This is a genomic window from Quadrisphaera granulorum, from assembly GCF_003149145.1.
In the GTDB taxonomy this organism is placed as follows: domain Bacteria; phylum Actinomycetota; class Actinomycetes; order Actinomycetales; family Quadrisphaeraceae; genus Quadrisphaera; species Quadrisphaera granulorum.
Map to the genome: position 1 here is coordinate 1 of NZ_QGDQ01000012.1, position 20299 is coordinate 20299.

At 72.6% G+C, this 20299-nt stretch carries 24 protein-coding genes and 1 pseudogene; 12 read left to right on the forward strand and 13 right to left on the reverse strand.

Translation table 11 applies throughout. From position 1 onward, the window contains the following. Window positions 1-328: 328 nt before the first annotated feature. Window positions 329-691, reverse strand: coding sequence for a type II toxin-antitoxin system PemK/MazF family toxin (locus tag BXY45_RS10555; RefSeq protein WP_109774579.1), 363 nt, complete (start codon window positions 689-691; stop codon window positions 329-331). A gap of 81 nt (window positions 692-772) precedes the next feature. On the opposite strand from BXY45_RS10555, the gene BXY45_RS10560 reads away from it, so the two are divergent. Both BXY45_RS10560 and BXY45_RS10565 read left to right on the forward strand, forming a co-directional pair. Further along, the gene (locus BXY45_RS10560) at window positions 773-1006 is read left to right on the forward strand and encodes a type II toxin-antitoxin system CcdA family antitoxin (protein ID WP_109774444.1); all 234 of its coding nucleotides are present in this window, start codon (window positions 773-775) and stop codon (window positions 1004-1006) included. Then, window positions 999-1382: a type II toxin-antitoxin system VapC family toxin gene (locus BXY45_RS10565; RefSeq protein ID WP_109774446.1), complete on the forward strand. Its 384-nt coding sequence runs from the start codon at window positions 999-1001 to the stop codon at window positions 1380-1382. Before BXY45_RS10560 ends, BXY45_RS10565 begins: the two co-directional genes overlap by 8 nt. 750 nt (window positions 1383-2132) lie before the next feature. Here the strand turns inward: BXY45_RS10565 and BXY45_RS10575 are convergent. From BXY45_RS10575 to BXY45_RS23810, 3 genes are all read right to left on the reverse strand, one after another. After that, window positions 2133-2753 (reverse strand): recombinase family protein, encoded by a 621-nt coding sequence (locus tag BXY45_RS10575; RefSeq protein WP_109774450.1) that lies wholly within the window; start codon window positions 2751-2753, stop codon window positions 2133-2135. Window positions 2754-2943: 190 nt separating this feature from the next. Continuing rightward, window positions 2944-3303, reverse strand: coding sequence for a DUF5615 family PIN-like protein (locus tag BXY45_RS10580; RefSeq protein ID WP_109774452.1), 360 nt, complete (start codon window positions 3301-3303; stop codon window positions 2944-2946). Next, on the reverse strand, window positions 3300-3533 hold the full coding sequence (locus tag BXY45_RS23810) for a DUF433 domain-containing protein (protein ID WP_172601941.1): 234 nt from the start codon (window positions 3531-3533) through the stop codon (window positions 3300-3302). The genes BXY45_RS10580 and BXY45_RS23810 overlap by 4 nt, the downstream gene beginning before the upstream one ends. A gap of 921 nt (window positions 3534-4454) precedes the next feature. On the opposite strand from BXY45_RS23810, the gene BXY45_RS10595 reads away from it, so the two are divergent. Continuing rightward, entirely contained in the window at window positions 4455-5282 is an 828-nt protein-coding gene (locus BXY45_RS10595) for a MerR family transcriptional regulator (protein ID WP_211319450.1), read from the forward strand. Between the two features lie 129 nt (window positions 5283-5411). After that, window positions 5412-6329, forward strand: coding sequence for a DMT family transporter (locus BXY45_RS10600; RefSeq protein WP_109774581.1), 918 nt, complete (start codon window positions 5412-5414; stop codon window positions 6327-6329). A gap of 66 nt (window positions 6330-6395) precedes the next feature. Here BXY45_RS10600 and BXY45_RS10605 read toward each other — a convergent pair. The 3 genes and pseudogenes from BXY45_RS10605 to BXY45_RS10615 form a co-directional block, all read right to left on the reverse strand. Next, window positions 6396-7664 (reverse strand): annotated as a pseudogene (locus tag BXY45_RS10605) (chloride channel protein); the annotation flags it as partial. A 152-nt stretch (window positions 7665-7816) separates the two neighbouring features. Next, the gene (locus BXY45_RS10610) at window positions 7817-8314 is read right to left on the reverse strand and encodes a MarR family winged helix-turn-helix transcriptional regulator (RefSeq protein ID WP_109774455.1); all 498 of its coding nucleotides are present in this window, start codon (window positions 8312-8314) and stop codon (window positions 7817-7819) included. A gap of 37 nt (window positions 8315-8351) precedes the next feature. Further along, the gene (locus tag BXY45_RS10615; protein WP_170131447.1) at window positions 8352-9236 is read right to left on the reverse strand and encodes an alpha/beta fold hydrolase; all 885 of its coding nucleotides are present in this window, start codon (window positions 9234-9236) and stop codon (window positions 8352-8354) included. Between the two features lie 591 nt (window positions 9237-9827). Here BXY45_RS10615 and BXY45_RS10620 point away from each other — a divergent pair. Continuing rightward, window positions 9828-10208 carry a TfoX/Sxy family protein gene (locus tag BXY45_RS10620; RefSeq protein WP_211319451.1) on the forward strand — a complete coding sequence of 127 codons (381 nt, stop codon included), beginning with the start codon at window positions 9828-9830 and terminating at the stop codon, window positions 10206-10208. 7 nt (window positions 10209-10215) lie between these two features. On the opposite strand, the gene BXY45_RS10625 is transcribed toward BXY45_RS10620, so the two are convergent. The 3 genes from BXY45_RS10625 to BXY45_RS10635 form a co-directional block, all read right to left on the reverse strand. Then, window positions 10216-10626, reverse strand: coding sequence for a helix-turn-helix domain-containing protein (locus BXY45_RS10625; protein WP_170131446.1), 411 nt, complete (start codon window positions 10624-10626; stop codon window positions 10216-10218). Next, window positions 10623-11672 (reverse strand): NAD-dependent epimerase/dehydratase family protein, encoded by a 1050-nt coding sequence (locus BXY45_RS24200; protein ID WP_109774461.1) that lies wholly within the window; start codon window positions 11670-11672, stop codon window positions 10623-10625. The genes BXY45_RS10625 and BXY45_RS24200 overlap by 4 nt, the downstream gene beginning before the upstream one ends. A gap of 77 nt (window positions 11673-11749) precedes the next feature. Further along, window positions 11750-13000, reverse strand: coding sequence for an acyltransferase family protein (locus tag BXY45_RS10635; RefSeq protein ID WP_146211158.1), 1251 nt, complete (start codon window positions 12998-13000; stop codon window positions 11750-11752). Between the two features lie 225 nt (window positions 13001-13225). Here BXY45_RS10635 and BXY45_RS10640 point away from each other — a divergent pair, with 225 nt between their 5' ends. From BXY45_RS10640 to BXY45_RS10650, 3 genes are all read left to right on the forward strand, one after another. After that, window positions 13226-14092, forward strand: coding sequence for a methylated-DNA--[protein]-cysteine S-methyltransferase (locus BXY45_RS10640; RefSeq protein WP_170131448.1), 867 nt, complete (start codon window positions 13226-13228; stop codon window positions 14090-14092). Window positions 14093-14157: 65 nt separating this feature from the next. Continuing rightward, window positions 14158-14397, forward strand: coding sequence for a toxin-antitoxin system YwqK family antitoxin (locus tag BXY45_RS10645; protein ID WP_211319452.1), 240 nt, complete (start codon window positions 14158-14160; stop codon window positions 14395-14397). Window positions 14398-14736: 339 nt separating this feature from the next. After that, window positions 14737-15027, forward strand: a complete 291-nt coding sequence (locus BXY45_RS10650) for a DUF1905 domain-containing protein (RefSeq protein ID WP_109774585.1) — start codon at window positions 14737-14739, stop codon at window positions 15025-15027. An 18-nt stretch (window positions 15028-15045) separates the two neighbouring features. Here BXY45_RS10650 and BXY45_RS10655 read toward each other — a convergent pair whose 3' ends face one another. Continuing rightward, the gene (locus tag BXY45_RS10655; RefSeq protein ID WP_211319453.1) at window positions 15046-15408 is read right to left on the reverse strand and encodes a VOC family protein; all 363 of its coding nucleotides are present in this window, start codon (window positions 15406-15408) and stop codon (window positions 15046-15048) included. Between the two features lie 23 nt (window positions 15409-15431). Next, window positions 15432-15803, reverse strand: a complete 372-nt coding sequence (locus BXY45_RS10660; RefSeq protein ID WP_109774469.1) for a VOC family protein — start codon at window positions 15801-15803, stop codon at window positions 15432-15434. A 62-nt stretch (window positions 15804-15865) separates the two neighbouring features. On the opposite strand from BXY45_RS10660, the gene BXY45_RS10665 reads away from it, so the two are divergent. Then, window positions 15866-16267 (forward strand): RidA family protein, encoded by a 402-nt coding sequence (locus BXY45_RS10665; RefSeq protein WP_109774586.1) that lies wholly within the window; start codon window positions 15866-15868, stop codon window positions 16265-16267. Window positions 16268-16313: 46 nt separating this feature from the next. Here the strand turns inward: BXY45_RS10665 and BXY45_RS10670 are convergent, their stop codons facing one another. Continuing rightward, window positions 16314-16895 (reverse strand): GNAT family N-acetyltransferase, encoded by a 582-nt coding sequence (locus BXY45_RS10670; RefSeq protein ID WP_170131449.1) that lies wholly within the window; start codon window positions 16893-16895, stop codon window positions 16314-16316. 95 nt (window positions 16896-16990) lie between these two features. On the opposite strand from BXY45_RS10670, the gene BXY45_RS10675 reads away from it, so the two are divergent. The 3 genes from BXY45_RS10675 to BXY45_RS10685 all read left to right on the forward strand — a co-directional run bounded on the left by BXY45_RS10675 (window position 16991) and on the right by BXY45_RS10685 (window position 20281). Then, window positions 16991-18652, forward strand: coding sequence for a CYTH and CHAD domain-containing protein (locus BXY45_RS10675; protein WP_170131450.1), 1662 nt, complete (start codon window positions 16991-16993; stop codon window positions 18650-18652). A 126-nt stretch (window positions 18653-18778) separates the two neighbouring features. After that, window positions 18779-19636: an amidohydrolase family protein gene (locus BXY45_RS10680; protein WP_109774474.1), complete on the forward strand. Its 858-nt coding sequence runs from the start codon at window positions 18779-18781 to the stop codon at window positions 19634-19636. A 93-nt stretch (window positions 19637-19729) separates the two neighbouring features. Further along, entirely contained in the window at window positions 19730-20281 is a 552-nt protein-coding gene (locus BXY45_RS10685) for an MSMEG_0572/Sll0783 family nitrogen starvation response protein (protein ID WP_109774476.1), read from the forward strand. The last annotated feature ends 18 nt before the right edge of the window (window positions 20282-20299 follow it).

A 20299-nucleotide genomic window follows, 5' to 3' on the forward strand; every position in this document is an offset into this window, starting at 1 on the left:
CGACGAACTCGGTGAAGCCGGCGCGTCAGCGGCTGAGCAGGCCCTCCCGACCGCCGCCTAAACGATCTTCATCCACAGGTCTTGACAATTTCTCCTGGCGGAAGGATTCGGCCCTCCAGCTTGGCGGAGGCCTTAGTGGAGCTGGCTGCGGACCGAGCGACCTTGCTCTCATCAACCGTGCGGCTTTCCATGTGCTCCCGTCTCCTCCTCAGCGGAACGAAGCTACCGCTCGCGTCGCCCGGCGCTGGCGTGGCCGGTGACTGTGTGGGGGAGCGGCCCCGCGGTCGGTCGCTCGCAGATCGTGGTCAGCGTGACGGGCGGCACGGCGTCACGGGGCCATGTGCAGGCGCAGTGCTTCATCGATTGCGGCGAGACACTGAGCTGCGCGGCGACCGACGGGGACGCCGGCGCGCTCGACGGCGACGGATCGGACCTGCTCGGCCTGGACCTTGGGGACTCGGTCGAGGCCGGTGCGCTCCGGCGGTAGGAGGACCTGGAAGGGCCACGCCTGCGCAGTGTTGCTGGTCAGCGGTACGACGCCGACCACGCCACGTCCCGTCCTCGCCGCGGCGGCGTTGGTGTGGTCGTTGCTCACCACCACGGCCGGGTGGCGCGTGGTGGCTTCGCTGCCGAATGGCGAACTGCGCCGCCGCCGACGGAGATGGCAGCCCGGCGCTGCAGACGCATTGATCGAGAGCTGCCACGTCTTCGTCGGTGAGGCTACGGAGCGGCGACCGATGTGCTCTCGCCGACTGTGTGTACATTGTGTGGCATGGCTCGACTGAACGTCTACCTCCCAGATGAGCTGGCAGCCGAGGCCAAAGAGGCGGGCCTGAACCTGTCCGCGGTGACGCAGGAGGCCGTCAGGCTCTGCCTCGCCCAACGCTCAACTGACGCCTGGCTCGCCACGGTGACCACCCTTTCCTCGGTCACGCGAGTGCCCCATGCCCGCGGCATGGACGCGCTCGACGCCGCTCGTGAAGAGGCCTCCACCCACCATGGCTGAGGTCGTCGTCGACGCCTCGGCCATGGTGGACCTCCTGCTGGACAACGAGCTGGGTGCTGCTGTCCGCCAGCGGTTGGCCGGTCATGCTCTGCACGCACCGGCACACCTGGACGCCGAGGTGCTCTCCGCTCTGGGACGGCTGCACCGCGCCGGTGACCTCGAGGCCGAGGCGGTCCGGGAGATGCTCCGTCATCTCGCTGTCGCGCCGGTCCGGCGTCACGACGTCAGTGACCTCCTCGTCGGCACCTGGGCGCGGCGGCATCAACTCAGGCTCGTCGACGCGCTGTACGTCGAACTGGCGGTCTCGCAAGGCCTGCAGCTGGTCACCACAGACCGCCGACTTCACGCCGCACCGGCCGCGGACGTCGTCTCCTGAGGCCATGCTCGTCAGCAGGTCACGACGTTGGCGGAGGCCAATGCAGCAGGAAGGCGCCGCCCGGCGCGCCCACGTTGCCCTCGATGACGTCGCTCCAGTCGCGTTCCGCATGGGATCGGCGTGCGGGAGCGTGCCGCTGCTAGACGATTGCCCGGTAACCGACACGCTGACGATCATTGACTAGTTCCCACGATTCATCGTGGGTTGATCGGGTGCGTCGGAGGGTGTCCAAGAAGATGATCGCTCAGGCACGTCTTCGGTTCGAGGTGCTAACCGCCCTGCGGACCCGCACAGAGGTGCGAACTCATCGCCTGCTGTCCTCGACGAAGAGCGACGACGAGGTCCGTCGCGTCATGCAGGCAGCCACGGAGGCGTACGCAGCCGAGTGCGATGAGCTCGAAGACGAGCTCGGCTGGCGCACGCCGCAGACGAAGGGGGTTTGGACGTGCACCGGGCGACCGGCGTGACGGTGGGACATGCCGTGGGCCGCGCTCGGCTGGACGTCGTCGTTGTTCGTGCGGCCCCCCTGGCTGATCTTCCGGGACGTCGAGGCTCATGTGCGTCCGCTCGCCTGAGACTGCAGTGACATCGCGCTGAGGCTGGCGCTGTCACGTCGCCCCTGATTGCCGCTGCTCTGACAGCGTGTCACTCGCCGACCGCTCACCGGACGTTCCGACGACGCGGGACGCCTTCGGGACGATCAGACGGCGACCGTCCCGCAGGGTCTCCTCTGCGGAACGGTCCCCGTGATCACCGAGCGGTCAGCTCGCCAGCCGCGGCGACCTGCTGCCGAGTGTCGGCGCCGGCTCGGTGCCAGGCGCGGTAGACCGTGGAGCGGCCCACCCCAAACAGCTCAGCGATCTCCACGGTCGTGTGCCGACCCTCGACCAGGAGCTCCACCAGGTGCGCCTCCTGACGGGCGGACAGCTTCGGTGGCTTGCCGCGCAGGCGACCCTTGGCCTTGGCGACCTTCATGCCTTCCCGGGTCCGCATCCGGATGAGGTCGGCCTCGAACTCCGCCACCATCGCCAGCACGTTGAACAGCAGTCGCCCGACGGGGTCGGTGGGGTCGTGCAGCGTCCCGCCCAGGCTGAGGCGGACCTGGCGGGCGGTGAGCTCCTCGAGGATGGAGCGAGCGTCCGGCAGGGAGCGGGCCAGCCGGTCCAGCTTGGTGACGACGAGGGTGTCGCCTTCTCGGCAGGCGGCCATGGCTTCGCGCAGGCCTGGTCTGTCGCGGTTAGTGCCGGTCAGGCCGTGGTCGACGTAGATGCGGGTGGGCGCGACGCCGAGGTCGGCCAGGGCGTTGCGTTGGGCGGTGAGGTCTTGGCTGTCGGTGGAGCAGCGGGCGTAGCCGATGAGCAGACCAGTCATGGCGATCTCCGGGGCTGGCCGGCGCTGCCGCCTCGTTGCGGTAGATCCGGCGACGGCGTCAGCCGTTGCACCTCGACGGTGAACGCCTCGCCGATCCGCGGCGATAGTTCGAACCACGCCTCACCCGGTCGGCAGGTGCTGGCGACCGTGCTACTGCGGATGGAGGGCCAACTGCGATGGGTCTTGGACGTCAGCGGCGCTGGTGGACGACCAGTGCCGTCGACGTCATCTCCACGTACGAGGAGGCCTCGAAGGCGGCTTCGATGTCCGCCAGATGCCTGTCGACGAGGTCGAGCAGGTCGGCATTGGAGGTGTTGCCAGTCCTGATCACGAGCAGTCGGCCCGGTGAGCCTCGCAGCAGGTGGCTGTCGCGGAAGTCGCTGTCCTTCGTGACGACGATGCGACCCTGGGCGTCCGCCACCTCGCACACGGCGATGTCGGAAGTGGCGTTCCCCTCCGGCAACTCGCTGGTGTGCAGAACGTCGTGACCCGCCTTCCCCAGCGCCCTAGCGAGCCGCTGCGGAAGGTGCGCATCGAGCAAGAGCTTCACGCCGCTCCGAGGGGAAGCACCTGCTGGCCGCCCACGGTCAGCGCCGCGAACTCCAGAGCTGCGAGCAGGTCGTCGCGTTCCAGGTCGGGGTAGTCCTCGAGGACCTCCTCGATCGTCATACCCGACCCCAGGAGCTCCAGCAGCGTCTGCACCGGGTACCGCAAGCCCCGGACCACTGGCTGGCCGTGGCAGACCACTGGGTCGGTCGTGATGCGTTCGAGGCGGGACACAAGGCCGACGCTACTCGCGGTCGCACGCCGGAGGACGTCCTGAAAGCCGATGTCGCTGTCCGGCCCACGTGCCGCTGACGATCCTCGTGCGGGAGCGTGCCGCTGCGGATCGGCGTGCGGGAGCGTGCCGCTGCTAGACGATTGCCCGGTAACCGACACGCTGACGATCATTGACTAGTTCCCACGATTCATCGTGGGTTGATCGGGTGCGTCGGAGGGTGTCCAAGAAGATGATCGCTCAGGCACGTCTTCGGTTCGAGGTGCTAACCGCCCTGCGGACCCGCACAGAGGTGCGAACTCATCGCCTGCTGTCCTCGACGAAGAGCGACGACGAGGTCCGTCGCGTCATGCAGGCAGCCACGGAGGCGTACGCAGCCGAGTGCGATGAGCTCGAAGACGAGCTCGGCTGGCGCACGCCGCAGACGAAGGGGGTTTGGACGTGCACCGGGCGACCGGCGTGACGGTGGGACATGCCGTGGGCCGCGCTCGGCTGGACGTCGTCGTTGTTCGTGCGGCCCCCCTGGCTGATCTTCCGGGACGTCGAGGCTCATGTGCGTCCGCTCGCCTGAGACTGCAGTGACATCGCGCTGAGGCTGGCGCTGTCACGTCGCCCCTGATTGCCGCTGCTCTGACAGCGTGTCACTCGCCGACTCCTCTACGGAGCGGCACTGTTCCGCACCCCCGTCTGTGGAACGCGCTGACCAGCGGTGCCCGGATAACCCGCCCGCGAAAGTGCCCAGTGAAGGGGCCCTCTGTGAACATCTTCCGGCGGTCCGTCGTCGTCGCTCTCCTTGACGGGGTCTGCGGCAGCCCTCCGACGCGCCCGCCGCACAGAAGCGTCCGAGCAGACCCGGCGGTGTGTGACGCGTCATCGCGAAAGCACTTGACCCTCACGCGACGTCAGGCGCCACCGTGGTTCCCGTGACCGCACCTCAGGACGACGACCAGCAGGACGGCGGCGATCAGACCGAGCTGCTGACCGTAGGTCGCGTGGCGGAGGTGACCGGGGTCAGCGTCCGCACGCTGCACCACTACGACGCCGTCGGCCTGGTGCGCCCCTCGGGGCGCACGAGCGCGGGGTACCGGCTGTACGCCGCCGACGACGTCGAGCGGCTGCAGACGGCGGTGGTCTACCGCCGGCTCGGGTTCTCCCTCGACGATGTCGGTGCGCTGCTGGACGCCGACGGCGAGCAGCTCGTCGACCACCTGCGGCGCCAGCGCGACGCGGTCACGGCCAGGCTGCAGGAGGACTCCGACCTCCTCGCGGCGATCGAGAAAGCCCTGGAGGCGACGATGACCGGAACCCAGCTGACCCCCGACGAGCAGCGCGAGCTGTTCGGTGACAGCTTCAGCGAGGACTACGCCGCCGAGGCGCAGGACCGCTGGGGCCAGACCGAGGCTTGGGCGCAGTCGCAGCAGCGCACGTCGCGGTACACGCAGGCCGACTGGCAGCAGGTGAAGGCCGAGGTCGACGAGCTCAACGCCGCCTTCGCCGACCTGCTCACGGCAGGGGAGCCCGCAGACGGCGAGGCCGCCATGGACGTCGCCGAGCGACACCGCCTCCACGTGTGCGAGCGCTTCTACGACATGAACCATGCCATGCACCGCTCGGTCAGCCAGCTGTACGTGGACGACTCGCGCTTCACCGCCACGTACGAGGCGGTGGCACCGGGGCTCGCGCAGTACGTGCGCGACGCCGCCTACGCCAACGCCGCGCGCCACGGCGTCAGCGAGGGCTGCACCAGCTGAGCGCTCGCGGACGACCGGGTGCCGAGCCCTGCCACCGCGCCGTCGAGTTTCTGCCGACCTTCGTCGCAGGGCCACTCGACGGCGCGGAGCGGGGTGGGGCGGTACGCACGATGGAGCAGTGATGTGCTCGTGAACCGCCGCTCCGCCCTCCTGTTCGCCGGCCTCGGCATCGCCTGGGGCATCCCGTACCTGTTCATCGCCATCGCCGTGACCGAGCTGCCGCCGTCCGTGCTGGTGCTCCTGAGGACGGCGCTCGGCGCCCTGCTCCTGCTGCCGATCGCACTGGCCCGCCGTGAAGTGGCCCCCGCACTCCGCCGATGGCCGGCCCTGCTCGTCTATACGACCGCCGAGGTGCTCGTCCCCTGGCTCCTGCTCGGTCGCGCGGAGCAGTCGCTGCCCAGCTCCACCACGGCCCTGCTCATCGCCGCCGTCCCGCTCGTCGGGCTCGTGGTAGCCGCCGTCGCTCGCCGCGCCCGCCTCGACAACACCCCTCGCCGCCCGATCGGCGCTCGCGGCGTGCTCGGCCTGGCCGTCGGCACCCTCGGCGTAGCGGCGCTGGTCGGCGTCTCCCTCACCGGCACCGACCCGGTGGCCGTGCTGGAGATGGCCGTCGTCGTGGTCTGTTACGCCATGGGCGCCTGGGTGCTCGGCGCTCGCCTGCGCGACGTGCCCAGTGCGGGCGTCATGGCGTGCTCGCTGGCGATCTCGGCGCTGGTGTACCTGCCCGTGGTGCTGATCGGGCCGGGACTCCCGGCGCAGCTGCCGTCGGCGCCGGTGCTGCTCGCCGTCGTCGTCCTCGGGGTGGTCTGCACGGCGGGCGCGTTCCTGCTGTTCGGGGCGCTGGTCGCGGCCGTCGGTGCGGTGAGGACGACGACGGTCGTCTACGTCAACCCGCTCGTCGCCGTCGTGGCCGGCGCCCTGGTGCTGGGGGAGCGGCTCACCGCGTGGACCGCGGTGGGCGCCGTGCTCGTCCTGGCCGGGTCGGTACTCGCGACGGCGCCGCCGCGGCGCCGGACCGCCCCCGACCCGGCGCTCGCGGCGACCTGACCGTCAGACGCCCACCGGCTCCTCCTGCCTCACCGGGGTCACCGGCGCGGCCGCGGAGCGCTCCTCGCGGCGCGTGAGCTTGAGGGTGTAGACGGTGCCGTGGGAGAGCATCCGCGAGACCGCCGTCGCCGGCACCACGGCCAGCGCCAGCGGCAGCAGCAGCGCGGGTGCGGCGGTGAGCTCGAAGAGCATGACCGCCCCGGTGATCGGCGCGCGGGTGGATCCGGCGAATGCTCCCGCCATGCCCACCACGGCGAACAGCGCGGTGTGGCCGGCCAGCGACGGGTCGATCGAGGCGGCCACGTCGCCGAACGCCGCGCCGGCCATCGCCCCGACGAACAGCGACGGCGCGAACACACCACCCGAGCCGCCGATGCCCAGCGTCAACGACGTGGCGAGCACCTTGGCGAGCAGCAGCATCAGGAGCGCGCCGAGGGCGATGCCCCCGTAGACCGACTTCTCCAGCACCGGGTAGCCGACGCCGTACATCTGCGGCACCGCCAGGAGCAGCAGGCCCAGGGCCAGGCCGCCGACCGCCGGGCGCGCCCACTCCGGCCCGCGGGTCTTGCCCCACAGGGCGTCGCACGCGTCTTCGATGAGGTAGATCGTCCGTGCGAAACCGATGCCGATTGCCCCGGCGAGCACGCCGAGCACCAGCACGAGCAGGTAGTCCTCGGGGCGAATGGTGCCCAGGTGCGGCAGGGAGAGGAACGGCTGGTCGCCGAACGCTGCGCGGCCGATGAGCGCCGCGACGACGGCGGAGATGGTCACCGCACCGAACGCGGTGGGGGAGAAGTCCTGCAGGAGCAGCTCCAGGGCGAAGAAGATGCCACCGAGCGGCGCGTTGAACGTGGCCGCCACGCCACCGGCGGCGCCGCACGCCACCAGCGTGGAGAGGCGCGAGCCGGGCAGCCGCATCTTCTGGCCGAGCGCCGAGCCGAGCGCCGACCCGATCTGGATGATCGGCCCCTCGCGGCCCACCGAGCCGCCCGAGCCGATGCAGATCGCGCTGGCCAGCGCCTTCACCGCCGCGACGCTGCCGCGGATGCGGCCACCGTTGGAGCTGATGGCGCGCATGACCTCGGGGACACCGTGGCCGCGCGCCTCGGGAGCGAAGCGCTGCACGAGCGGCCCGTAGAGCAGGCCGCCAACGGCAGGCGCGAGGACGACGAAGCCCGCGCCCAGCCACGGCACCCAGGGGTTGGCGGGGTGACCGACGACGGCGGAGTAGTCCTCGTGGCCGCTGAAGATCAGCGTCGCCACGTGGATGAGCCAGCGGAAGACAACGGCGGCCAGTCCTGCGCCGACGCCGATGATTACCGCGGGGAGTGCCAGGCGGAGCACCTGACTGTCGAAGCTCGCGCCGAGGCTCAGGCGCGGGAGACGGGGTGAGGGGGACGACGACGACGAGGGCGCGGGAACTACTTGCACACATGCAAATGTACGCCTAGGGCAAGCAATCGGTCCAGGGGGCTCCGAGGGAAGGTTCAGCCGCCAAACGGCGAGAGCTCCTCCGGCAGCGGCTCGTCGGCGGCGCGGCGGAAGGCTGCAGCTCCGCGCGCCAGCAGCGCCCGGTCCTCGGGACTCAGGCGCGCCACCACGCGAGCGAGCTCCGCTCGCCTCCGGTCGGTGACCTCCCGCACCAGCTGCTGGCCCGCCTCGGTGGCGGCCACGAGCACCTCGCGCCGGTCCGACGCCCCGACGCGCCGCTCCAGCCACCCGCCGGTGACCAGCCTGTCGACCGAGCGAGTCAGCGTGGAACCACTCACCGCCAGGCGCTCGGCAAGGTCTCCGGAACGCACCGGACCCAGCTCGCACGCCAGGACGAGCAAGCGGAACTGCGGCACGGTCACCTCCACGAGCGCCGGAGCGAGGGAGCGCGCGACCACGCCCAGCAGGGCTCGCGAGGCGGCGATGAGGTCCTCCACCCCGGCGTCCGGGCGCGTGCTGGTGGGGGCGCGGGGGCCGTCGTCGCCGTCCTTCACCGTCTCATCATCGCCAGCCGCCGCAGGCGACCCGAGATCAGGCCAGCAGCGCGCGCAGCTGGCGCGCGAACCGCTCGGGGTCTCCGCCCATCCACGGCACCCAGTCGACGTGACCGCCGGTGACCATGGCCGCCTCGCGGTCGAGCCGGGCGGCAGCTCCCTCGGCGCCGCGTCGCGCCAGCTGACGACCCGACTCGCGTCCGGCGGCGAGCACCACGCGCGCGCCGGAGGCCTCCGCGGCGTGGATGGCGTCGACGTCGAGCTCGTAGCCGCAGATGGTCCGCAGGCCGTGGCGCAGCATCCGCGTCATCGCGGCCACGTGCTGGTCGGTGGGGTCTGCCGGGGGCTGCGGGTCCTGCGGTTGGTCAGCGTGGTCGCTGGCGTCCGGGGCCTCGAAGCCGCACAGCGCCATGAAGGCGCCCATCGCGGGCCACACGCCGTGGGCGTCGAGCAGGGCGACCACGCGCTCGGCGTCCGCCCGGCGCGCGGCGCCGTCGGGCAGCACCCCGAGCAGCGGCGGCTCGTGAGCCACCAGCACGCGCAGGCGCTGCGGGTGCCGCGCGGCGAACGCCAGGCCGGTGACGGCGCCCCCGCTGGAGCCGAACACGTCGGCGCGAGCCTCCGGACCGGCGACCGCGTCGAGGAGCGCGGCGACGTCGTCAGCGAGACGCTCGGGGTCGGCGTCGTCGTCGGGGTTGTCCAGGGGGCTCGCGCCGAAGCCGCGCGGGTCGTGGATGACCACCCGGTGGTCGGTGGCCAGGTGGGCGCCGAGGTCGCGGAAGTCGTCGGTGCCGGCGGGATGACCGACCAGGACGACGACGGGCGCGCCGTCCGGCCCGGTGACCTCGTAGTGCACGCGAGCGCCGGGCACGTCGAGTGTGCCGGGCGTCCAGGTGGTGGCCGGGGTGCTGCTGGGAGCCATGGCAGTCATGCTGCTCCGACCGTCGGGCGCAGCGATAGTCATCGCTCGCTTCCTCTCTGTGGTGATCATGGTCCCCCGCAAGCGGGAGGTGCCCCCAGTCCGCCACCCTGGGCTTAGTCACCCGCGACGATCAAGGAGTGCCGCGCCACATCCGCCGGGGCACCGGCCGCGCCGTCGGACCTCGCGGGGCCGCCTGGCTACCCAAGATGTCGCTACGCGGCTGTAGGTGTCGGAATCGAGGCGGCATTCCGACATCTACAGCAACGTTGCGACATCTACAGCAACGTTGCGACATCTACGGCACGGTCCGACCTCGAGACGCCGCCGGCACTCGAGGCGATGCCGCCCTGGATGCCCGGCTGGCCCCTTCCGGTCCCAGATGGCCCCATCCGCCCAGCCGATGGGGCCATCTGGGAGTCCAAGGGGCCACCTGGGCGCCGGGGTACCCATGACAGTCCCGCCCCGCGTGCAGAGCTTCCTTGATCGTCGGCGGAGGGTGGCGGAGTGGGGGCACCTCCCGCTTGCGGGGGACCATGATCACGGAAGGGATGGGGGTGGTGCCGGCGGAGCGTCCGCGCCAGCATGAGCGGCGTGCCGCAGCCGATGACCGACGAGCGCCGGGCCCAGCGCCGCCTGGGGCAGGCGTTGCTCGACGAGGTGGTCGCCGAGCTGGAGGTACTGCCCGGGGCCTCGCGGCGGCGCATGTTCGGTAGCGAGGGCTTGTTCGCGTTCGGGCGCGTGGTGGCCTTCGTCGACGGTGACGGGTCGCTGGTGGTCAAGGTGCCGGCCGAGCAGGCGACCGAGCTGGTGGCCGCGGGCTCGGCCGAGCACGTGCGGATGGGCCGATCGCCCGCCCGTGAGTGGGTGTCCGTGCCGCGCATCGGCGAGGCGGAAGACGTCCGCTCCCTGTGGGAGCGCCTCGTGCGGGTCTCCTACGACGTCGTGAGCAGCGCCACACCGTCGTCGTCGTAAGGAATCGTCAGGCGGCCAGCGCCTGCACCGCCCCGGGAGCGGTTGCCGGCGGGGACGCCAGCACCGCCGTCGTGACGCGCGTCGGCTCTGCCAGCGCGAGGTCCGCCGAGACCGCGCGCAGCAGCATCGCCTGCGGCAACGACAGCGACCGGCACACCGCTCGCAGCACTTCCGAGGAGGCCTCCGCCAGGCCGCGCTCTACCTGCGAGAGGTGACCGGTCGAGACACCCGCGGCGTCGGCCACCTCGCGCAGGGACCGGCCCTGCGCCGTCCTCGCACGCCGCAGGCGCGCCCCGACCACTACGCGTAGCAGCGGCCTCTCGGAGACCGGTCCTTCAGCGGGCGGCCCATCAGCGGTAGGTGTCGCCGGGACGGCGTGCAGCAGACGCTCGGACCGCGGCGTCCGGACGCGGCTCACCGGGCGCTCCCGATGGTCGATACGGCGCGACCCAGCAGCTCGCGCTCGAGGTCGTCCGGCAGCCCCGGCATCGGCCGGTCTGGCCGCAGGTCGAGCGCACCGTCCGCGTTCTGCAGCCATGCCCAGGTGTCCTCGACCGTCTCGCGCACCGACCGCCGCACGAGGCCGGTTGCCTGCGCGCGGGGGGTCGCGACGTCCCACGTCGTTGCGGCCAGATCGCGCGGCAGCCAGTACGGCAGGTGCTGCCACGGCTGCACCCCCGCGGCCAGCAGCCGCTCCTCCGGCACCTCGACGAACTCGGCCGATGAACCCACGACGTCGGCGCAGGTGCGCAGCAGCCCGCCGAGCGTCGTCGTCCCCACCGGTGACGTTGCGTTGATCCCGCCCGACCAGCCTTCCTCGACGCTGCGGATCAGCCAGTCGGCGAGGTCGCGCGCGTCGATCAGCGCCATCGGCTGCTCCAGCGCCCCGGATCCGGGCACGACGACCCGCCCGCCACGCGCCAGGCGCCGCAGCCACCACGCGAGGCGGCCGACGTCGTCGTGAGGTCCCGCGATGAGACCCGCGCGCGCCAGCAGCACCGGCCCCCGCACCGCTGCGGTGAGCGCCCGCTCGGCGTGCGCCTTGACCGGGCCGTAGGCGTCGGGGTCGACGTCCTCGGACCCGGCGGTGCCGGGCTCGGGCCACGTCGGGTCGTCGTCGGTAAGCACCGGCCCGGGCGGCCAGGCGGCGTAAGCGTTGAGGCTGCTCACCAGCGCGTAGGCGCGCACGTCCGCCAGCGCCGCGGCGGCCTGCTCCGCAGCCGCGCGGGTCTGGCAGGAGGTGTCGACGACGACGTCGGGCCGCCAACCCCGCGCCGCTGCGCCGGACAGGGCCGCGGCGAGGGAGGGGGTGTCGTCCCGGTCGCCGTGGAGCGCCAGCACGCCTTCGGGTGGCTCCCCGGAGCGCCCTCGCGTGAACGTGGCCACGTCGTGGCCGCGGCGCACGGCCGCGTCGACCACGTGACGCCCCAGGAAGCGCGTCCCACCGAGTACGAGCAGCCGCATGGGTCCAGCAGGCCCGTCCGCGGGTGATCGCGTCAAGCGACGTTCACCGACGGTGAACCTGACTCACCTCGACCAGCTCATCTGGACCGGCCAACGCGCGACCGGCGCGCGAGCACCGGCTCGTAGCGCCGGCCGCTCAGCCAGGCGCCGAGCCACGTGCCGCGGACGAGCAGGTCGTAGCTGAGGAGCAGCAGCGGCACCGCGACCACCCAGGCAGCCACCAGCTGCACCGACGGCCACCAGCCGGTCTTGGCGATGACCAGCTGGATGACCGCCGTGACCGGCAGGTGCGCGATGTAGACCCAGTACGCGGAATCGGCCAGGTAGCGGACGCGCGCCGACCCACCCGCCAGCGCCCGCAGGAACAGGCCGACCAGCCCGTAGCACCAGCACCACCCCGCGAGCGCCGCCACCGGCGCCGTGACACCGATCGGGCCGGTGCGCTCCAGGAGCACGAACACGGTGGTGAACACCGCGGCGGCACCGAGGTGCCAGGGCCAGCTGCCGACCAGCCGGGCGAGTGCGTCGCGGCGGGCGTGCAGCAGCCACCCCACCAGGAAGGCCCCGGCGTACGCGACGAACGGTGCGAGCTCCGGGGCCACGCCGGCGGGCTGGTGGACGCCGGCGCGCGCCGTCCCCTGGAGCAGCAGCGACCCGAGGTACGGCAGCGACGCCAGGGCCACGCCGCCGACAGGCAGCACGAGGGCGGTACCAGCGCGCTCGGCCCACCGCCCCGCGCGCTCCGCTCCCGCCCGTGCCACGACGAGCGCCCTGACCAGAAGCACCACCGCGATGATCTGCACGAGCACCCACAGGAACCACAGGTGGGCGGGGTCCTGGAAGAGCCAGAACGGGATGCCGCTGGGCAGGGGCGGCAGCGGCTCGGGGTCGCCGCGAAGGCGCCGGGCGACCTCCTCGACGCCGATGATCGAGAGCAGCACGATCGGAGCGAAGACCACCAGCACCAGCAGGAGGCGCTTCGCACGGTCTGCGGCGTACGCCGCCGCGCCGCGACGGGTGAGCACGAGCCGTCCGAAGTAGCCCGCGAGCATCATGAACAGCACCATGCGGAACAGGTGGATCACCGTGACGGTGACCGCTGCCGCGGGCGCGAACGCCGGGTCGGGGTCGAACCAGCGAGTGCCCGGCAGGAACGGCGCGAGGGTGTGCAGCAGCATGCCGAGCCCCAGTGCGACCGCCCGCAACGCGTCGAGCCCGTGCAGCCGTCCTGCTGTCGCGGTCGCGTCGGGCCGTGATCTGGCTGTCGTCGATGGTTGCGGGGCTGACGGCCCGGGAGCGGCTCGGTGGGCCGCTGGCGGGGTCGTCACCGTTCGAACGTACGTGACGAACGCCCTCGTGACCGAGTTGAGACCTGGTCGAGACCTCGGCGTCAGCAGGCTGTGTCATCGGCATTCGCCCTGGTGGTGGGCGTGTCGCGGAACGGAGTGCCCGCGTAGCCCGGGGCCGCCTAGCGTCGCGGTGTGGTGGTCGAGATGAGCATGCCCGTGACGGAGCCAGCCAGACGTCCTGTCGATAACGCGGCCGATGGTGTCGTGCGCGACCGCGTGGTCGCCGCGTGCCGCGCGATGGACGAGGCAGGCGGTCCACTGCCCTTGGAGGAGCTCGCCGCGCTCACCGGCTGGAGCTCCCGTCAGCTGGGCCGGCGCTTCACCGAGGTGCTCGGCACCACGCCGCGCGCCTACGGCGAGGCACTGCGTACCCAGCGGCTGCGACCTGCCCTCCGCCAGGGCCGGGCTGCAGGCGGGACGGTGCTCGACGCCGCGTTCAGCGCCGGCTACGGATCCGTGCGCGCCTTCTACGAGCAGGGCGCCGCACGCCTGGGCATGACGCCCTCGCAGTACGCGGCGGGCGGCAGCGGCGAGCGGCTGCTGTGGTCGGCGGGGCCCGCTGTCGTCGGCGGCGCCGAGGAGCGGAGGGTGCTCGTCGTCGCCTCGCTGAACGGCGTGGTGGCGGTGCGGATTGGCGACGACGACGACGCGCTGCTCGCCGAAGTGGCCGCCGAGCTGCCTCACGCCGATCTCGCGCACGAGCCGGAGGTGCTCACCGACGTGGTGGCCGCGGTCGCCGCGCTGGCCCGCGGCGCGGGCGGGACTGTTGACCCCGCCGCCCCCGACCAGGCCTCACCGCTGCCGCTCGACGTCCGCGGCACCGCGTTCCAGGCGGCGGTGTGGGCGGCCCTGCGCCGCATCCCGGCCGGCCAGACCCGCAGCTACGCCGAGGTCGCCGCGGAGCTCGGCCGACCCACCGCGGTGAGGGCCGTCGCGCGGGCCTGCGCCACCAACCCCGCGGCGCTCGTCACCCCCTGCCACCGCGTGGTGCGCTCCGACGGCGGGCTCGGCGGCTTCCGCTGGGGGCTGGAGGTCAAGCGGGCCCTGCTGGCCGCAGAGCAGGCCATCTGACGGACCTGCAACGGTTCGGCGTTCGGTCCGTCCAGAGGTCAGGGCTCCGTGGCATCCTCCACGCCGTGGCAGGGCTGATCGGGGCCGAGGAGTTCGGCGACGACGGCGTGCACGTCGAGCGCCATCGCGACGGCTCGATCCGCGCGCGAGGCCCCGTGCTCGACGGCAAGCCCGAGGGCTACTGGGAGTGGTTCCGCCTCGACGGGACCAAGCTGCGCTCAGGCCACTTCACCGATGGCGAGCCGGTGGGGGAGTGGGCCACCTACGACCGGCAGGGCCGCCTCTACAAGGTCACCCACCGCTAACCCCTCCGTGATCATGGACGCTCGGAGCACGCTGCGGCGTCGCTAGCGTCGTCGCGCGTCCTTCGACGTGCGCCCGGTCCGGTTCCACTCCGGCCTTGCCGACCAAGTCGAAAGCTGGCGGCTTCCCGCGGGTGTTGGTGCGCCGCTACACCTGCGCACCTCCTCCGTACTGGGCAGGCTCACGCCCGGTGGGCAGGCTCAGTCCCGGATCCGGGCGCTGAAGCGGGCTTCAGCCTGCCCACCGGGCTTCTGCCTGCCTACCGGAAGTGCCGCTCACATGGGCCATGCCGGGGCGTGAGGACTGGGCACGTGCGGGTGCCGCGCCGTAGCGTCTGGCGGGTGGAACTGGAGGTCACCGGTGAGGTGTTCACCTGGCGCGGCCCCGCGCCCTTCCACTTCGTGGCCCTGGACGACGACGCCGCGGCCGAGCTCGCCGAGGTGGCCACCGCCGTGACCTATGGCTGGGGCATGGTTCCCGTGCGGGGCCGGCTCGGCGTCACGGAGTTCACGACGTCGCTGTGGCCCAAGGAGGGCACCTTCTACGTGCCGCTCAAAGACGCGGTCCGCCGGGCGGAAGGCGTCGAGGTCGGTGATGTCGTCACGGTGCACCTGCACGTCGTCGGCCTCTGAGCCCTGTGGCGGGGGCGGTCAGGCCTGCTCGCCCCAGGTGACGCAGAAAGGGTGGCCGGCCGGGTCGGCGTAGGCCCGGAAGCCGGCGGGTGCCGCGAGGTCGTCGGCGGCCAGCAGAAGTCGCCCACCTGCTCGAAGAACCTCGGCCTCGGCGGCGCGGGGGTCGTCGACTTCCAGGTCGAGGTGCACCTGCTGTTGGACCACCGGGTCGGGCCAGGTCGGGGGCACGTGGTCGGGCGCCAGCTGCACGCCGACCACCGGCTCGCCGTCCACGTGAACGCTGTGCCAGCGCCCGTCCGACCAGGACGGCACCACGACGTCTCCGTCCAGCAGGTCCGCCCAGAACCGGCTCTCGGCAACCACGTCCGAGGCGTCGAACACCACGATCCGGTGACGTGGCCGCATCAGCTGCCCCAGCAGAGGCAGAAGGGGTGCCCCGCGGGGCTGGCGTAGACGCGCCAGCCGCTGGCTGCCTCCAGCGGGTGCGTCTCCTGCACCAGCCGGGCGCCCACGGCCAGCGCCTCGGCTTCGGAGGCCCGCACGTCCTCCACGTCGAGGTCCAGGTGCGCCTGCTGGCGCACCGCCGGATCCGGCCAGGTCGGCGCCACGTGGTCAGGGGCCAGTTGCACGCACACGTCGGGCAGCCCCGGCGTCCTGACGACGTGCCACTCGTCGTCGGTGCGCGTCACCTCCCCACCGACAAGGTCGGCCCAGAAGCGGCTCTCGGTCGCCACGTCGGCGGCATCGAAGGCGATGGACAGTCCGGTGGTTCTCATGACCCCGCATCGTGGACCCGACCACCGACAGCCGCCCAGCGCCCCTGTGGTCGGATGCGTCCATGACGTCGAACGCGCGGCAGCTGATCTCCTCCGGAGCGGTGTGGGAGGAGTCGGTCGGGTACTCCCGCGCGGTGCGCGTCGGCCCGTGGATCAGCGTTGCCGGGACCACCGCCGCGCTTCCCGGGGGCGGCGCCGTCGGCGGCGATGACGCCGCCGAGCAAACCCGCGAAGCCCTCCGCCGCATCGCCGTTGCGCTGGGGCAGGCGGGGGCGTCGCTGGCCGACGTCGTCCGCACCCGCATGTTCGTCACCGACATCACGCGCTGGGAGGAGGTCGGCCGCGCCCACGGCGAGGTCTTCGGCGCGATCCGGCCCGCGACGTCCATGGTCGAGGTCAGCGCGCTTATCTCTCCGGAACTGCTCGTCGAGGTGGAGGCTGACGCCGTCGTCGTCCTGTCCTGAGGAGATCAGGACGACGACGGCGGCAGCGGCCCGAGCCCGTCCACGGTCAGCGCGGGTCGCTCGCGAGAAGCGTCGCGATGACGCCGTCGACCCGCTCCCCGCGGTGCAGCAGCAGGCCGCGTACGCGGCCCTCCACGGTGAACCCGCAGCGCAGCGCGACACCCAGCGACGCGGTGTTGGCGACGTCGGCCCGCCACGTGACTCCTGCCAGCCGCAGCTCCTCGAAGCCCCACGTGAGCAGCCGGCGGACCGCCCGCGTCGCGACTCCGCGACCGCGCGCCGCGGGGTGCAGCCCGAAGCCGATCTCCGCCCATGCTCCTGGCTCGGGCCGCAGGTCGACGGTGCCGCGGTACCGGCCACCGACGTCCACGACGAAGGTGGCGAGGTCACCGTCGCGCCAGCCGCGCTCGGCGTTGGCCAGGAACGCCTCCGCGTGGAGCTGCTCGTAGGGGTCGGGGATCCAGGTGAATCGCTGCACCTGCGGGTCGCGGTGCTGCTCGAGGACGGCTGCCACCTCGTCGGCATCGCCGGGGCGCACCGCCCGGAGTGTCACGCCTCCGCCAGCGACCAGCACGGGAGGCGCGGGGAGCGGACGGACGGCGGACCCGCTGGCCGGAGGAGCTGCCACGGCACCACCGTGGCAGCTATGGACGCGGACCGCCGAGTGGAGCCCGCTCGGCTCCGACGAGCCGCCGCGGGTGATCGTCATTAGGGTCGATGGTCATGGCGAGGAAGTCGACGGAGAGCCCCACGCCGGGCGGTGTTTCCACCTCCCGCGAGACGGAGCGGAAGTTCTCACTCGGTGAAGGAGAGGACGGCGACGGCGGCGCCGGCGACAGGACCGCGCTGCCCGACCTCGTCGGTGCCGGCCGGGTCGCCTCCGTCGACGACGCCGTCGTCCACGACATGGTGGCCGTCTACTACGACACCGCCGACCTCCGCCTCGCCCGCGAGGGCATCACCCTGCGCCGCCGCGAGGGCGGCTCCGACGAGGGCTGGCACCTCAAGCTTCCCGTCGGCGCCAGCTCCGACCGTGACGAGCTGGCCGTCCCGCTGTCCGACAGCGGTGCGCCCTCGGAGGAGGGCGGCCTCCCGAACGTCCCGGCCGTGCTCACCGGCCTGGTGACGGCGCTCGTCCGCATCTCGCCCTTGGGCCCCGTGGCGGAGCTGCGCACCCACCGCGAGGTGCGCGTGCTGCGTGACGCCGAGGGCCGCGCACTCGCCGAGGCCGCCCTCGACGACGTCGAGGTCGCCGTCCCCGCCGGGGCGGGCGAGGGTTCGGCCGGCGTCGTCCCCGGCCACTTCCGGGAGTTGGAGGTCGAACTGCTCGACGACGGCGACGACGCCGACCTCGACGCGATCTCCGATGCTCTCGTGGCCGCGGGCGCGGTGCTGGGCGCGCAGGTCTCCAAGGCCAAGCGGGCGCTCGGCGCCCCCGCCATCGCGCCCTCCGACGTCCCGGAGCCGCAGGAGGTCGGGCCGCACTCCACCGCCGCAGACTTGGTGCGCGCCTACACCGCCGAGCAGGTCCGCGCGCTGCGCCGCCACGATCTCGGCGTGCGCCGCGGCGAGGACGACGCCGTGCACCAGATGCGCGTGGCCGCCCGGCGGCTGCGTAGCGGCCTGCGCGTCTTCCGCCCGCTGCTCGACCGGGAGTGGGCCGACGACCTGCGCGCCGAACTCGCCTGGCTCGCCGGCGAGCTGGGCGCCGCCCGCGACGGCGAGGTGCTCGCCGAGCGGTTGTCGCTGGCGCTGTCCGCGCTCCCGGCGTCGGTCGACGCCACCGACGCCGCCCGCCTCCTCCAGGCGCACCTCGCCGAGCAGCACCGCGACGGCGAGGCGGTGGCGCTCGCGGCGCTGAGCTCCGAGCGGTACGCGGCGCTGCTCGACAGGCTCGTCGACGCGGCGTCGTCGCCGCCCACCACCGAGGCTGCCGAGGGCGAGTGCTGCGACGTGCTGCCGCCTCTGGTCAAGAAGGCGTGGAAGAAGCTGGCGCGCGAGGTCTCCGCGCTGAGCATGAGCGGCGACGACGACTCCTGGCACGACGCCCGCAAGACCGCCAAGCGCGTCCGCTACGCCGCTGAGGCCGTCGCGCCGGCGCTGGGCAAGCCCGCCAAGAAGTTCGCGAAGCAGGTGGAGCGGGTGACCGAGGTGCTGGGGCAGCACCAGGACGCCGCCGTCGCCGCCGACGTTCTCGCGCACCTCGCCACCGACCGCAGCCGCGCCCTGCACCTCCCGCGCAGCGCCGCAGCGGCGGCCAAGGTGGGCTTCGCGCTCGGGTCACTGCACGCCGCGCAGCGCGCCGAGGTGCGCCTGCTGCGGGCCGACCTGCTCGACATCTGGCCGGAGGTCTCCCACGGCGCTCACCGCGCCTGGCTCGGCTGACCCCGCCCCCCGCCTCCTCGCGACGATCAAGGAAGTTCTGCACCTCCCTGGCCCGAGAGGACCTGGAAACGGTTGATTGCCACGGATGTGACCAACCGGAAACACTCCGCTCGTTGACTCCTCCGTATGAGCAGCGGGGCGACCGGCGGGGGCCGGGGGGTCGGGAGCGGCGTCTACGACGCCCACCGCCACCTCGGCGTGCTGCCGGCTCACCCCTTCTACGGCGGTCCGCCGGTCAACCCCGACACGGCCGCCGTCGCCGATGTCGACGCGCTGCTGCGCTCCTTGGACGACGAGGACGTCGAGCGCGCGCTCGTCATCCCCAACTACGGCGTGCCCGACGTGTCCGCCTCCTTCGCCCTCAACGAGCTGGTGCTCGAGGCCGCCGCCCGCGACGACAGGGTCCGCGCCGGCCTGTGGGTCTCACCCCGTCCGCAGGACGCAGCGCTCACCGCACAGGCGCTGGCGATGGCGGGCGAGGACGGCGTCGTCGCGCTCAAGACCTCTTTCCTGCTCGGTGGCCGCGCCTCCGAGCAGGCCTGCCAGCCGCAGCTCGACGCGATCTTCGCGACGGCGCGCGAGCACGGGCTCGTCGTCCACGTCCACACCAGCCCGGGTGCCGCCTCCGACGTCGACGAGGTCGGCCGGCTGGTCGAGAACTACGGCGACGACGTCGCCGTCCACCTCGTCCACCTCGGCGGAGGCATGAGCGGGCACATCAAGCTCATCGGCTCCCGCTTCTTCGACTGGATCGCCGCCGGCAAGCGCGTCTACACCGACACCTCCTGGGCCATCGGCTTCGCGCCGCGCTGGCTGGCCGCGGAGGTGCAGCGTCGCGGCATCGGCCACGACCGCGTGCTCTACGCCTCCGACGAACCCTGGGGCGACGCCGCCGGAGAGCTGGCGCGGCTGCGCGCCGCCGCCGGCGACGGCGAGCTCGCCCGCCTCTGGCTTACCGACAACGCCGCAGCCCTGTACGGCTGAGCGACCCCGACCACCCCGAGCGACCACCCAGCGAGCCCGACCCGTCACGACCCGACCGATCCCGTCCAGCACCACCGACCGGAGGAGCCCTCGATGACTACCACCACCGCCGCCGCCACGTCCGCCGAGACCGCTGCCGCCATCAAGGCCGCTGCCGAGAAGAGCGTTGCCGAGATCCCGCACCCCTCGCTGGAGAAGGGCAGCAGCCTCTACGGCTCCACCAAGATCTTCCCCGACTACCAGGCCGAGCCCGGCCAGAGCTACCTCACGCTCGTGCACGGCATCGCGCACGAGTCCTCGGTGAGCTTCGTGGCGATCCTCCAGGCCACGCGCGCACTGCGGAAGGGCTTCGAGTCCGTCCTGTACTTCTACGGCCCGGGCGCCATGAACTGCATGGCCACCCGCGGCTTCCCCACCACGGGAGATTCCGCGTTCCCCGGTGAGCACAACATCAACAACAGCCTGGAGACCTTCATCGCCGAGGGCGGCACGGTCTACTGCTGCCGCTTCGGGCTGTCGCTGCACGGCCTGCGCGAGGAAGACCTCATCGCCGGCGTCATCCCGTGCCACCCGCTCGACGTGCAGGACGCCCTCATCCACTACGCCAGCAAGGGCGCCATCATCAACAGCACGTACATGGTCTGAGACCAGCTCCCCGAGGAC

Excerpts from the sequence above, each read along its gene's own strand:
- BXY45_RS10560 (WP_109774444.1), top strand. The coding sequence starts at position 773 with ATGGCTCGACTGAACGTCTACCTCCCAGATGAGCTGGCAGCCGAGGCC.
- BXY45_RS10680 (WP_109774474.1), top strand. The coding sequence starts at position 18,779 with ATGAGCAGCGGGGCGACCGGCGGGGGCCGGGGGGTCGGGAGCGGCGTC.
- BXY45_RS10575 (WP_109774450.1), bottom strand. The coding sequence starts at position 2,753 with ATGACTGGTCTGCTCATCGGCTACGCCCGCTGCTCCACCGACAGCCAA.
- BXY45_RS10675 (WP_170131450.1), top strand. The coding sequence starts at position 16,991 with ATGGCGAGGAAGTCGACGGAGAGCCCCACGCCGGGCGGTGTTTCCACC.
- BXY45_RS24200 (WP_109774461.1), bottom strand. The coding sequence starts at position 11,672 with ATGCGGCTGCTCGTACTCGGTGGGACGCGCTTCCTGGGGCGTCACGTG.
- BXY45_RS10665 (WP_109774586.1), top strand. The coding sequence starts at position 15,866 with ATGACGTCGAACGCGCGGCAGCTGATCTCCTCCGGAGCGGTGTGGGAG.
- BXY45_RS10685 (WP_109774476.1), top strand. The coding sequence starts at position 19,730 with ATGACTACCACCACCGCCGCCGCCACGTCCGCCGAGACCGCTGCCGCC.
- BXY45_RS10565 (WP_109774446.1), top strand. The coding sequence starts at position 999 with ATGGCTGAGGTCGTCGTCGACGCCTCGGCCATGGTGGACCTCCTGCTG.
- BXY45_RS10660 (WP_109774469.1), bottom strand. The coding sequence starts at position 15,803 with ATGAGAACCACCGGACTGTCCATCGCCTTCGATGCCGCCGACGTGGCG.
- BXY45_RS10615 (WP_170131447.1), bottom strand. The coding sequence starts at position 9,236 with ATGGCTCCCAGCAGCACCCCGGCCACCACCTGGACGCCCGGCACACTC.